This window comes from Phyllobacterium lublinensis (genome assembly GCF_020164435.1).
Taxonomy (GTDB): Bacteria; Pseudomonadota; Alphaproteobacteria; order Rhizobiales; family Rhizobiaceae; genus Phyllobacterium; species Phyllobacterium lublinensis.
Genome location: NZ_JAIUDQ010000011.1, coordinates 1 through 13,043, shown reverse-complemented (window position 1 = coordinate 13,043; position 13,043 = coordinate 1). Strand labels below are relative to the sequence as shown.

12 protein-coding genes are annotated in these 13,043 nt (G+C 57.9%); 8 read left to right on the top strand and 4 right to left on the bottom strand.

What is annotated here, in order from left to right; translation table 11 throughout:
• Positions 1-27: 27 nt before the first annotated feature.
• The 3 genes from repA (at position 28) to repC (ending at position 3,912) form a co-directional block, all read left to right on the top strand.
• On the top strand, positions 28-1,320 hold the full coding sequence (repA, locus tag K9U38_RS14255; protein WP_370631941.1) for a plasmid partitioning protein RepA: 1,293 nt from the start codon (positions 28-30) through the stop codon (positions 1,318-1,320).
• Entirely contained in the window at positions 1,320-2,396 is a 1,077-nt protein-coding gene (repB, locus tag K9U38_RS14250) for a plasmid partitioning protein RepB (RefSeq protein WP_224495006.1), read from the top strand. The genes repA and repB overlap by 1 nt, the downstream gene beginning before the upstream one ends.
• 205 nt (positions 2,397-2,601) lie before the next feature.
• Positions 2,602-3,912 carry a plasmid replication protein RepC gene (gene repC, locus K9U38_RS14245; protein WP_224495005.1) on the top strand — a complete coding sequence of 437 codons (1,311 nt, stop codon included), beginning with the start codon at positions 2,602-2,604 and terminating at the stop codon, positions 3,910-3,912.
• Positions 3,913-3,952: 40 nt separating this feature from the next.
• Here the strand turns inward: repC and K9U38_RS14240 are convergent, their stop codons facing one another.
• The 4 genes from K9U38_RS14240 to K9U38_RS14225 are packed head-to-tail and all read right to left on the bottom strand — an operon-like array spanning position 3,953 to position 7,761.
• Positions 3,953-5,011, bottom strand: a complete 1,059-nt coding sequence (locus tag K9U38_RS14240; RefSeq protein WP_224495004.1) for a D-TA family PLP-dependent enzyme — start codon at positions 5,009-5,011, stop codon at positions 3,953-3,955.
• A gap of 3 nt (positions 5,012-5,014) precedes the next feature.
• Complete coding sequence (locus K9U38_RS14235; protein WP_224495003.1) at positions 5,015-5,896, bottom strand: MurR/RpiR family transcriptional regulator; 882 nt, start codon at positions 5,894-5,896, stop codon at positions 5,015-5,017.
• Positions 5,897-5,901: 5 nt separating this feature from the next.
• A complete protein-coding gene (locus K9U38_RS14230; RefSeq protein ID WP_224495002.1) occupies positions 5,902-6,969 on the bottom strand; it encodes an ABC transporter ATP-binding protein in 1,068 nt (355 codons plus the stop codon).
• 9 nt (positions 6,970-6,978) lie between these two features.
• Positions 6,979-7,761, bottom strand: a complete 783-nt coding sequence (locus K9U38_RS14225; protein ID WP_224495001.1) for an SDR family oxidoreductase — start codon at positions 7,759-7,761, stop codon at positions 6,979-6,981.
• A gap of 236 nt (positions 7,762-7,997) precedes the next feature.
• Between K9U38_RS14225 and K9U38_RS14220 the strand changes: the two genes are divergently transcribed.
• The 5 genes from K9U38_RS14220 to K9U38_RS14200 all read left to right on the top strand — a co-directional run bounded on the left by K9U38_RS14220 (position 7,998) and on the right by K9U38_RS14200 (position 13,017).
• Positions 7,998-9,227, top strand: a complete 1,230-nt coding sequence (locus tag K9U38_RS14220) for an ABC transporter substrate-binding protein (RefSeq protein WP_224495000.1) — start codon at positions 7,998-8,000, stop codon at positions 9,225-9,227.
• Between the two features lie 77 nt (positions 9,228-9,304).
• Positions 9,305-10,174, top strand: a complete 870-nt coding sequence (locus K9U38_RS14215) for a carbohydrate ABC transporter permease (protein WP_224494999.1) — start codon at positions 9,305-9,307, stop codon at positions 10,172-10,174.
• Positions 10,171-10,995: a carbohydrate ABC transporter permease gene (locus tag K9U38_RS14210; RefSeq protein ID WP_224494998.1), complete on the top strand. Its 825-nt coding sequence runs from the start codon at positions 10,171-10,173 to the stop codon at positions 10,993-10,995. The genes K9U38_RS14215 and K9U38_RS14210 overlap by 4 nt, the downstream gene beginning before the upstream one ends.
• Positions 10,996-11,014: 19 nt before the next feature.
• Complete coding sequence (locus tag K9U38_RS14205; protein WP_224495127.1) at positions 11,015-11,383, top strand: RidA family protein; 369 nt, start codon at positions 11,015-11,017, stop codon at positions 11,381-11,383.
• A gap of 164 nt (positions 11,384-11,547) precedes the next feature.
• Positions 11,548-13,017, top strand: a complete 1,470-nt coding sequence (locus K9U38_RS14200; RefSeq protein ID WP_224494997.1) for a M81 family metallopeptidase — start codon at positions 11,548-11,550, stop codon at positions 13,015-13,017.
• The last annotated feature ends 26 nt before the right edge of the window (positions 13,018-13,043 follow it).

Here is a 13,043-nt window from a genome sequence, read left to right as displayed (position 1 = left end):
GCTGGCGAAATTGCTTAGGATCAACACGTGACCATGATGAATGCGGCGCAGACAAGTCAACAGGAGGATGCGCATTTGCCGGGCGCTCCATCGTTGTCTGCCGCCATATCGGCTGACCGGGCAATAGCTGCGGATGCGGAGATGCTTTCGGCGCAATTGCAGGCAATGCGAAACCGTCTTTTTCCCCCGACGGCGCAGAAGACCCTTCGAAAATTTACCAGCGGCGAGGCGGCGAAACTGATCGGGGTTTCCGATGGCTACTTGCGCCAGCTTTCAATTGCCGGTGAAGGCCCTCAACCGGAAACCGGAAGCGGGGGACGCCGGCTCTATACACTGGCTGAGATCAATGCCCTGCGTCGGCATCTGGCAGAAGCTGGCGGCGCAAAGGCGAAGACTTACCTGCCACATCGCAATCCCGCCGCCAACGAGCACATGCAGGTCATTGCGGTCACCAATTTCAAGGGTGGATCGGGCAAGACGACGACAAGCGCGCACCTGTCGCAGCATCTTGCAATGGCAGGTTTTCGGGTTCTTGCAGTCGATCTTGATCCACAGGCGTCAATGTCGGCTCTGTTCGGTTATCAGCCGGAACTGGACCTGACGGGAAATGACACCCTTTATGGCGCGATCCGTTACGATGGCGAGCGCCGTCCGCTGCGCGATATCATCTGCAAAACCTATTTCGATGGCCTGGATCTCATTCCGGGTAATCTGGAACTCCAGGAGTTCGAGCATACGACGCCGCAAATGCTGGCCGATCGCCAGCACGGCACACAGCCAAGCGTCGAGCAGCAATTGTTCTTCGCACGCGTTCAGGCAGCGTTGGATACGGTAGCGGATGACTATGACGTAGTCGTCATCGATTGTCCGCCGCAGCTGGGGTTCCTCACGTTATCGGCACTGTGCGCAGCAACCTCAGTTCTGGTGACTGTGCATCCGCAAATGCTCGATGTCGCGTCCATGAGCCAGTTCCTGTTCATGACGGCAGACCTGCTGGCAGTGGTACGGGAAGCGGGCGGTGAGCTCAATTTCGACTTCATGCGCTATTTGATAACCCGGTTTGAACCCAACGATGCGCCTCAGCAGCAAATTGCCGGATTCCTGCGTTCGCTGTTCGGCGATCGGGTTCTCACCTCGTCGGTCGTCAAGTCGACGGCTTTCTCGGATGCGGGCTTGACCAAGCAAACCCTCTACGAGGTTTCCCGCGACAGTTTTACCCGTGCCACCTATGACCGGGCGATTGAATCGCTGAGTTCAGTCAATTCCGAGATCGAGAGCCTCATTTTCAAGGCCTGGAACAGGTCTGCGAGGGTGTCGTGATGGCAGACAAGAACCGCAGGGACCAATTAAGGGCTTTATTCGGAACGGTGGAGACCACACCAACATCCGAACCAAAGCCGGTGGAGCCTGCAGCACCGTCCCATCACGGCGCTACGATCGAGCCGTTGAAACCGAGGGCAGCTTCAGGTGCGGTCAAGGCCATGGGGCTGTCGCTTGGTGGCATATCCCGAGAAATCGAGGATGCGCGACGGCTGAAGGAAAGTTTCGAAGGCTCCGAGCGGGTTGCAGAGCTCGATCCATCCCTTGTCGAAAGTTCGTTCGTCGAAGACAGGCTCAGCTACGAAGCCGGCTTTGACGAGAGTTTCGAGGAACTGGTGGAAAGCATCCGGCTGAACGGGCAACAGGTGCCAATCCTCGTCCGGCCGCATCCGGAAAAGCAAGGTTTCTATCAGACGGCCTACGGGCATCGCAGGCTGCGCGCCGCCGCCCGAGTAGGTAAACCCGTACAGGCGATAATTCGCGATCTGAACGACATGCAGTTGGTGCTGGCGCAGGGCAAGGAAAACACCGAGCGGCGTGACCTTTCATTTATCGAGCGTGCTTTCTTTGCAAGTAACCTTGTTCAGCGTGGTTTCGAAAGAGGTCTCATCCAGGATGCATTGTCGCTCGACAAAGCGGAAATGTCGCGGTTCCTCCAAGTAGCCGCCGCGGTCCCGGCGCCGATCGTAAGGGCCATTGGCCCGGCACCAAAAATCGGCCGTCCACGCTGGGTCAGGCTGGCGGAACTGCTCAAGACGGAGAGCGCACGGCTAGCTGCTTCAGGGGAGATCGAACTTGACGGGTTCAAGAGTGCTGACAGTAATTCTCGGTTCAACCGCATTTTTGAACGTCTGTTGCAACTGGCGAACCCACCGACATCATCGGCAGAAGCAGTTTTGAAAGCCACCATGCCGCCGAAGAATGACAGGCATGCCGACGCAATTGCCCGGCTGGATACGGACAAGGGGAGACACGTCCTTACCTTCAATGAGCGTGCACCGAGCGGGTTTGCCGAGTTTGTGGCGTCTGAGCTCGATCTGCTGCTGGATCGATTCCAGAAGCAGAAGCAGAACTGACACCCCGTTTCTGAGTAAGTGTGAGCGTTAGATCCAAAGAGAAGAGAAAAGGAAAAACGGCAAGAAAAAAGGCCCCCAGAACGTCACCGCCCCGGAAGCCCTCTTCAATGTAGCAATTCGAGAGAATCACTTCCGCCCAGACTTGTCAAGAGTCGGACGCGTTCCGGCAACAGCTTTTGCTTGCCTCAATTTGAGGAAGTGAACTATGACTGATCGTTTTGCAACGACGCCGTTTGGCGGGCGATCGCTTTCGCACGCCATGTTTGCGGTGCAAGAAAAGACGGCGCGAGCCCGCGAAAAGCTTGCGAATAGTGCCGGCAAGCATCCAGAGAAGTGGGCGTTGTTGCGCTCCCTGACGGAGGCGCGTGCCGCATTTTTCCTTTCTGACCGCACAATCGCGGTTCTGGAAGCGTTATTGAGCTTCTACCCGGAAACCCAACTCAACGGCGCAACCCCACTGATTGTATTTCCGTCCAATGCGGAACTTTCGATGCGGACACGCGGCATGTCGCCAGCGACCATCCGTCGTCACCTGGCGGCGCTTGTCGAGACCGGATTGATCATTCGCCGCGACAGTCCCAACGGCAAGCGCTATGCGCGCCGCGGCGAGACCGGCGAAATCGAGTTCGCTTTCGGATTTGATCTGTCGCCACTGGCGTTGAGGGCCGACGAGATTGAAGCACACGCGGTTGAAGCCCGTGATCTGGCACGGGCCATCCAGCGGGTACGCAGTGAGATTACCATACACCTGCGTGATATCGCCAAAACGGTTGATGCGGGTTTGAGCGAAGGTCGGCCCGGCGATTGGGATGCTTACGCCGACGATCTGGCGGCGCTTTCGGGTCGCGTGAGCCGCCACCTGCCCTTGTCGGTACTACAGCAGCGTTGTGACGGGTTAGCTTATCTCAGGGTCAAGGTGGAACAAGCCTATTTGGCTACTTTGTCCAACGAAGAAATGAGCGCCAATGACTCCAATTTCGAGCACCATATTCAGAATTCAAATCCAGACCCCTCGTTTGAAAGGGCCCAAGAAAAAGGCCAGAAGCAACCGGCAGCGCAAGCAGGTGGGGACATGCAGCCCGGTAGCAAAGTAGTAATGACAAGGATGCGCAAGCGATTGGAGGATGCCCGTTATAGCCGGAAATCCGGCGCGGACGGTGGCCATCCTGTTTGGCCGGGCCACGATAGGCCCGCGCCCATGGCACTTGAGGCCGTCCTGAGCGCGTGCCCGCAAATCAGGGACTATGCCCGGGACGGGATCGAGGATTGGCGCGATCTTGCGCAGACTGCCGGTCTGGTCCGATCAATGCTGGGCGTATCCCCCGATGCTTGGGAAAAAGCGCTTTCGACCATGGGCGAAATCACGGCTTCGATCACGATTGCAGCGATTCTTGAACGGGTTGACGATATCCGTTCGCCTGGCGGTTACCTGAGGGCGCTAACCGACCGGGCCGAGATTGGCCAGTACTCGGTAATTCCGGTCATCAAGGCGCTGAGAGGAGAGGGTCGTGTGTGATCAGATTCTCCGCAGGCTGCGACAGCCACCAACGACCGGATCAATCTACCCGGCCCCGCGCCGCAACCGGGGTGATCTCAATGACGTCGTCGCGGGAGATCAGGATCACCCTGTCGAAGAGGTTGGAGACGACGCAACAATGGTTGGGAATGATACGCAAACGTTCGCCGATCTGTGGCTTGTCCTTGCAAGCGGTGAGGTCGATCACGCCGTGTTCCTCGCTAAGAGAAGCAATGACTGCATCCGGATAGCCGACGATTCTGCCAAAACCATCGAGGCCAAGCGTATCGCTGGTCAGGGCTTTCGACCCTGCATCGATAACCGCGCGGTCGTCCGTCGGACGGCTGACAACGGTTGCAAGCACAGTCAGCGCACAATCCTCCCAGGTTCCGACACCTTTCGAAACTTGGTAGCGGTCCATGTAGATATAGGTTCCGGGACGGTGTTCAGTGGCGCTTGAGACTTCATGGGCCTGCCACATGTCTGGCGAACCCCCGTTGGAAATGATGCGGGGATCGAGTCCGGCAGCGAGCGCCTTTTGCTTGGCCTCGGCCAGGAAAGCTTCGGTTTGCACGACTGTCCCCGGCTTGGGGAACGTCATGAAGCCAGCGAAATTCAAACCCTTGGAAGCTGCGATCAGCTTTGCCAGTTCCACGGCCTGGTCAGGTCTTTGCACGCCGCAGCGACCCATGCCGGTGTCGCATTCGACCAGAACATCAAGCGGTTTTGCCGTGTCCTTGAATGCTTCGGCAAGGCCACGGATCGTCACGTCGCTATCGGCGGTCACAGCGAGCTTGACACGGGTATTCAGGGCAACAAGCCGGTCGAGTTTTGACGCTCCGACAATATTGTAGGGGAGGAAGATGTCCTGGATACCAGCGTCGGCCATTACCTCCGCCTCGCCGATCTTCTGGCAGGTTATGCCCACCGCACCAAGTTCCACTTGCCTTTTGGCAAAACGCGGCAGTTTATGCGTCTTGATATGCGGACGCACCGTCAGATTGTGGCTGTCCGCATAGGCTTGAAAGCGTTGCATATTGGCTTCCGCGCGATCGACATCGATCAGGACAGCCGGCGTGTCAATTTCAGTAATTTTCACTCGTCAATCTCCAAGCGGTAGGTTGGGCGCATCCGACTTGTGCATGCCCTGAAGGTTCTTGATGCGCCGCATGCGTTCCACCGCAGGTGCTCCGATCATTTCGGCGACTGTCATTGCGAGCATATCCGTCAACGCAAGCAAAGCATAGCGAGCGGGCGAGGGGCGGTACACATTGGTGCCTTCATTGATGTGGAAGGGAAGAACCAGCTGGGCGGCCGCCGCCAACGATGAGTTTGGCGCTGTAAGCGCAATTGTCTTCGCTCCGTAACGCCCAGCGATGGTCACCGCTTCAATCAGCGGCTTGAGTTCACCCGATAGCGAATAGGCTACGATTGCCGTTCCTTTGTCGCTTGTTGCCGCCGTCATCTGTTGCATTTCACCGTCGATGTGGGACGAAGCCTGTATGCCGAGGCGGAAAAGTCGGTTTTCAAGTTCTGTCGCCGCCATGGAAGAGGCTCCACCGGAACCATAAGCGCGCACCATGCGTGCGTCCGTGATGATCGCCGCCGCTCGGAGCAGATCTTCGCGGTCTATCAGTTCACCCACGGTATCGATCGCTTCCTTCGCACTCTTTGCGATGGTCGAGGGAATGTCGTTTCCCTTGAATTCAGGTGCCGGCGGAGCAACGATGAATCGGCCGGCAACGGCAAGTGACTGTGCGAGCTTCACTTTGAACTCGCGCGTTCCCTGGAAGCCAAGCATACGGCAGAACCGCGTGATGGTCGGCTCGCTTACTCCAGCTTTTTCGGCCAACCGCTCGATCGAGGCATGGGTTGCGAAATCGGCATCCGACAATATTGCAGCCGCCACCCTTTGGTCGGATCGCTGCCCGGTATCTGCGATTTCTCGCAGTCGCGCGACTATGTCGAAGTGAGGTGCTGCCATAGCGCTCAAATCCGGTTCCCCGTGGCGCCGTCGAAAACATGCATCCTTGCAGGGTCGACGGATAGCATCAACTGGCTGCCCGGTTCGGGTGCGATGCGGTCACGGAAGACGCAGCGCACACCAATACCGGCCACAGTGCCGAAGATGTGAGTCTCCGATCCTGTTGGCTCGACGACGGCGACACGATACGGAAAACCTTCCGGCCCCTCGGCCAGTCTGAAGTGTTCGGGGCGGATGCCAATCTCGATTTCCTGGCCTGACAAGGCGGTTGTTTCGCCGACCGGCATGGTGATGTCCTCGGCCGTCCGCAATCTCGGAGCCCCGTCGCCGCGCTCAAGCGTGCCCGGTATGAAATTCATGGCTGGCGAGCCAAGGAATCCTGCCACGAATTTGTTGACGGGCCTGTCATAGAGCTCGAGCGGCGAGCCGGACTGCTCGATACGACCGCCATTCATGACGACGATACGATCGGCCATGGTCATCGCCTCGATCTGGTCATGCGTCACGTAGACCATTGTTGTTTTCAGCTGCTGGTGCAGGGCCTTGAGTTCAGTCCGCATCTGTACGCGCAGCTTGGCATCCAGATTGGAAAGCGGCTCATCAAATAGAAAAAGATCGGGTTGGCGCACGATCGTGCGCCCCATGGCGACGCGCTGACGCTGGCCACCGGACAATTGCCGCGGCAGCCGGTCCAGATAGTCGTGGAGATTGAGCGTTTCGGCAGCCTTGTTGACCTTTGCGTCTATCGTGGGCGCAGCTTCGCGCCGTATCTTAGGCCCAAAACCGATGTTCTTGCGTGTGGTCATGTGGGGGAACAGCGCGTAGCTCTGGAACACCATTGAGATATTGCGCTGCTGCGGTGCAAGGCTGTTCGATAACCGGTCGCCGATCCACAACTCTCCGGAGGAGATGTCGTCAAGGCCCGCGATCATCCGCAACAGCGTGGACTTGCCGCAACCGGAGGGCCCAATAAGGACAAGGAACTCGCCGTCACGGACATCAAGGTCGATGCCGTGCAACACGCTCATTGCGCCGTAGGATTTCACGAGCTTCTTTATCTGGAGTCCGGCCATGGCGATACTCTATCCCGCTAGAACGTCGTTGATGAAACGAAGATTTCCGGCCGTAAGCCCGGCATCGACTGCAAGAGCAGTACCGGTGATCCCGGATCCCGCCTCGGACGCGAGGAACAGCGCTGCAGACGCGACCTGCTCGGGCGTGACGAGACGCCCCAAAGGATAATGTGGCAGCACCTTCGTCAGGAGGTCAGGCTGCCTTTTCAGCCGGTGATCCCATGCAGGCGTGCGTACCGAGCCGGGACATATGGCATTGGCGCGAACGCCATAACGCCCGCGTTCAACTGCAAGAGCCTTGACATAAGAGATTAGCCCGGCCTTGGCGGCAGAATAGGCGGGATTGCCGAAGTGACCGAGCGCATTGACCGAGGATATGAAAACAATGCTGCCGCTGTTGCGCTTGCACATCGCATCGACAATCGGTGCAGTAACGTGAAACGCCCCATTGAGGTTGATGGCGACTTCGCGTTCCCAAGTATCGCTATTGACCTGATCCAGAGTTTCACCACGGGTAAAGCCGGCATTGTTGATCAACACATCCGGCGCGCCATGATCGTTGATGAATCCCTTTATGACGTCCTCAATTTCTTGGCGGTTCGCCAGGTCGAAGACGAGACGATGCCTGAGCTGAAGGTCTTCCAAGCAATGCCGGTCCTGATCCGCCCCGGACACGATCGCACCCGCTGCGGTGAATGCGGAAATCAGCGCCCGGCCTATCCCGCCGCCCGCACCCGTGATGAGCACTTGCCGCTCCTTGAGTTGCAGGAAGTCGTCCAATGTTAAGTTCATGACTCGTCAATGTCCCATTCGCGTGGATGGCGCTTTGCGAGCAGCTAACGGCCACATATGAAAAAAAGCAACATAAAATTCTGCACATTCGAAGAAATACTGACTTGCATGAAATTAAATTACATTTGAAGATGAGGCCGTTGTTTGAAAACTGGCGTTGGAAGATTGTTGGAGCAATTTTCCGGGCGCGTCAAAAAATGGCTGCCATTCGTGTGGCCAGAACAAGGGGATTGAGAATGACGACGATCAAGAAGCTGTGCCTGTTTGCGGGAGCAAGCCTAATCGCATTCAGCACGAGTGCATTCGCCGAAAGTACGGTCCGGGTGACGATTGCCGAGTATAGCAAGGGGACCGGCCCCTACTTCGAAGAGGCGGCCAAGGCCTTTGAGGCGGCCAATCCCGACACAAAGATTCAGATCGAAGTGGTGCCGTGGGATAACCTTCAACAAAAGCTGACCACCGATATCTCGGCGGGAGCCAATGCGGACCTTTCCATCATCGGAACGCGCTGGCTGCTTGACTATGTCAAGGAGGGTATCGTTGCTCCCCTGGATGAGCACATTACTCCCGATTTCAAGGCGCGCTTCATAGACACGTTCCTTTCCCCCTCGGTGATGGATGGCAAGGTCTATGGCCTGCCGATCGCCGCTTCCGCCAGAGCCATGTATTACAACAAGGACATCTTCGCCAAGGCAGGCGTCGAAAATCCGCCAGCAACCTGGGCCGATTTCAAGACGGCCGCTGAAAAGATCAAGGCGCTTGGCGGCGAGACCTATGGATTCGGTCTCCAGGGCAAGGAGATCGAAACGGACGTCTATTTCTACTATGGCATGTGGTCGAACGGCGGGGAAATCGTCAAGGACGGTAAATCCGGCCTCGACTCACAGGCGGCCATCGACACCGCAAAGCTTTACAAGAGCTTCATTGACGAGGGCCTGACCCAACCGGGCGTCACCTCCTATTCGCGCGAGGACGTGCAGAACCTGTTCAAGCAGGGCAAGGTCGCGACAGTCATCACCGCACCCTTCCTGTCGAACCAGATCAAGGCCGAGGCGCCAAACCTGAAATATGGCGTCGCCCCTATTCCCGCCGGTCCATCCGGCGACAAGGGCACCTACGGGGTGACGGACTCGATTGTTCTGTTCGAGAACTCCAAGAACAAGGAAGCTGCGTGGAAGTTCCTCGACTTCCTGTTCACGACGGAGCAGCGCACGAAGTTCGACAAGGTGGAAGGTTTCCTGCCGGTCAATGCAGAAGAGGCCAAGGACCCCTATTTCGCCGACAATGCCGATTTGAAGGTCTTTACATCGCTGCTGCCCAATGCCCGCTTTGCGCCGGTCATTCCAGGTTGGGAAGATATCGCCCAAACCACCTCAAACGCCATCCAGAAGATCTATCTGGGACAAGGCGATCCTGAAGCGACGCTGAAGGAAGCGGCCGCCAAGATCAACGAGACGCTGAAATAGACCAGCGGCGGGAGGATCGTTCAGGCGATCCTCCCGATTCCTCCGACCCAATTGCTGTAACCGGGAAGTTGAAGCCGATGCAAAGGGCCACAGCCCCCTACATTCTGATCCTGCCCAGTTTCCTGTTGGCGGCGGCCATCATCCTGTGGCCGCTCAAGGAGATCGTGTCGCTGTCGCTGCACGACGTGAACCGCTTCGGCATGATACGCGACTTCATCGGCCTGGAGCATTTCCGAGTCCTGTTTGCCGATCCGGATTTCATCGCCGCTACCTGGCGCACGTTGGTCTGGACAGCGGCAGTGGTGCTGGGCACGCTCATCGTTTCGGTTCCAATCGCGCTTATTCTCAACGAGGATTTCTACGGACGCGGGATCGCCCGTATTCTCATCATGCTCCCCTGGGCGATCTCGCTGACCATGACAGCCATTGTCTGGCGCTGGGCACTCAACGGCGAAAGCGGCATGCTGAACTCTGCATTGCGTGGTCTCGGCATTATCGACACCAACATTCAATGGCTCGCGGAGGCATCGACTGCCTTTCCCATGCAAATCCTCATTGGCATCCTGGTCTCGGTTCCGTTCACGGTCACGATATTCCTTGGCGGGCTTTCATCCGTTCCGGACGATCTCTACGAGGCGGCTGCGACGGAGGGAGCAGGGAGTTGGGATCAATTTCGGCTGATCACGCTGCCCTTGCTGCGGCCGTTCATAAATATCGCGTTCGTCCTGAACACCATCTATGTTTTCAACTCCTTCCCGATCATCTGGGCGACGACGCAGGGTGGCCCTGCCAATTCGACCGATATTCTCGTGACCTACCTCTACAAGGTCGGATTCCGGATCGGCAGACTGGGCGAGGCAGCTGCCGTGTCCCTGATCATGTTCGCCATCCTTCTGATCTTCACGATCATCTATGTGCGGCTGGCGATGCGCGAGGCGAAGGCATGAGCAAGAAACTCAAGCGTTCGATCCTGTTCTGGTTGGTCCTGTCGCCGATCGTGGTGGTGATCCTGTTTCCCTATGCGGTGATGACCATTTCGTCGCTTAAATCCGCGACGGAGGTGCTCAATCCAACCTGGTGGCCGTCTGAACTGCGTTGGCAGAATTTTCCAGAGATGTGGCGCACGTCGGGCATTGCCGAGGCCTTGGCCAATTCGCTTTACGTGTCGGCGCTTTCGACTGTGTTGACGATCCTCGTGTCGATACCGGCGGCCTATGCCCTCAGCCGCTATCAGTTCGTCGGGCGCGACGCGTTCCGGCAGTTCCTGCTGGTCTCGCAGATGCTATCGCCGATCGTTCTTGTCATTGGCCTGTTCCGGCTCGTTGCGGGCGCCGGCATGATCGACAGTCTCAACGTGCTGGTCATCATCTATACAGCGTTCAATATCGCCTTTTGCGTGTGGATGCTGCAGAGCTATTTCTCGACCATCCCGCGGGATCTGGAGGAGGCCGCGTGGATGGAGGGCGCCAGCCGCTGGCGGACGCTCGTCGCCGTTTTCCTCCCGCTGGCCGTACCGGCGATGGTGGTCACGGCGATCTTTACATTCATCAATGCGTGGAACGAGTTCGTCATCGCCTTGACGATGTTGCGTACAGAGGGCACGTACACGCTGCCGATACGAGTCTTCTCGCTCGTGGCCGGACGCTACACCGTCGACTGGCACTATGTGATGGCCGCCGCCTTCGTGGCCTCGGTCCCCGTCGCCATTCTTTTCGCCTGGCTGCAGCGCTATCTTGTGCGCGGGCTCTCCATCGGCGCCGTCAAATAACCCAGGACAAGGACGTATGATCATGACCAAGCAACATTTCGGAACGTCGCATGTGCCCCTGTCGCCGGCAGTAAGGGCAGGGGATTTCATCTACATTTCCGGTCAGGTTCCCGTTGGCGCCGATGGGACTGTCGTCGTCGGCGGGATCGAGGCGCAGACGAAGCAGGTAATGGAAAACATCAAGACAGCGCTGGCACTCGCCGACGCCGATCTTTCCGATGTTGTGAAGACGTTCGTCATCCTCGAGGATGCACGGGAGTTCGGCGCATTCAACAAGGTCTATGCGAGCTATTTTCCAAAGGATCCGCCCGCTCGCACGACGATTGAGTCGCGGCTGATGATCGATATCAAGATCGAGATCGAGGCCATCGCCTATAAGCCGGCGTGAGCGCCGTGCGTGGTTCGACAAGCTCACCATGAGGGAGGAGGGTTGATTGCAGCGAGTTGAGTTCTGCAACGGTTGATAATCGTGCACGCCCAACCTCCCTCATGGTGAGCTTATCGAACCACGCACAGCAATCGTGCCACTAACGTTGAAAATGAAAGCCCATCATGCGTATTTTTACCGCGTCCCTCGCGACCGAAACCAATACATTCTCGCCGGTGCCGACAGACCGCGCCAGTTTTGAAATGGCATTCTATGCCGGGCCAGGCGAGCATCCGGAGACGCCGACCCTCTGCTCTGCGCCGATGGTGGTCCTACGCCGACGGGCGAAGGCCGAAGGCTTTGAACTCGTTGAGGGCACTGCAACGTGGGCCGAGCCAGGAGGCCTGTTGCAGCGGCAGGCCTACGAGGGGCTGCGCGACGAGATTCTCGGACAGCTCAGGGCCGCCATGCCGGTCGATGCCGTTATCCTCGGATTGCATGGCGCCATGGTGGCGCAGGGCCATGACGACTGCGAAGGTGATCTGCTCGAACATGTTCGCGGCATTGTTGGACCCAGTGTGTTGATCGCTTCCGAGCTCGATCCGCACAGTCATTTGACCCGCAAGCGCGTGGCAAACGCCAACATATTGGCGGCGTTCCTTGAGTTCCCGCACACGGATTTCTATGAGCGCGGCGAACATGTGGTCGACTTGGCCCTCCGCGCCCTGCGCGGTGAGATCAAGCCTGTTATCTCCACGTTCGACTGCCGTATGATCGGCGTTTATCCGACCAGCCGCGAGCCGATGCGCTCATTTGTCGACCGCCTGAAGGCGCTCGAGGGACACGATCGGATCCTCTCCGTCTCGGTCATTCATGGCTTCATGGCTGGCGATGTCCCTGAGCTCGGCACACAGATCATGGTTGTTACGGACAACGAGCCCGAGAAGGGTGCCAAGCTGGCGGAGAAGCTCGGCATGGAACTGTTCGCCATGCGCGGCACCACAGCGATGCCGATGCTGGACACCGAGGCGGGACTTGACGCAGCCGTGGCGCTCGTTGCGACGAGTCCGGGCAAGCCGGTTGTTGTTGCCGATGTCTGGGACAATCCGGGGGGCGGCGTGGCGGGCGATGGTACGCTGATCCTTCGCCGTATCATCGAACGCGGGATCGACAATGTTGCCGTGGCGACGATATGGGACCCTATTGCGGTGACGTTCTGTCTGGCGGCAGGTGAGGGTGCGATCATCCAACTTCGGTTTGGCGGGAAGGCAGGGCCGGACGGCGGCGCGCCGATCGATGCACGCGTGAAAGTTGTGCGTGCGGTAGCGGAAGGCTGGCAGAGCTTCGGCAAGAGCCGCGTGACACTTGGACCTGCGGCGGTCATCCAGCTTGAGGGAACAACGATTGATGTGATCCTCAATACCAACCGGACACAGACTTTCGAGCCGGATATCTTCTCGAATATTGGCATCGATCCGCGGGCAAAGGACATTCTGCTCGTCAAATCGACCAATCACTTCCATGCGGGTTTCGAGCCCGTCGCCGCGGAGATCATCTATATCGACGCAGGGGCACCGTATCCTTCCAATCCCAAGAAGACCGACTATCGCAAGCTGTCGCGGGAAATCTGGCCGCGGGTGGAGAATCCTTTCTGACGTTCAAAGAACCGGGTGTGTTTGAC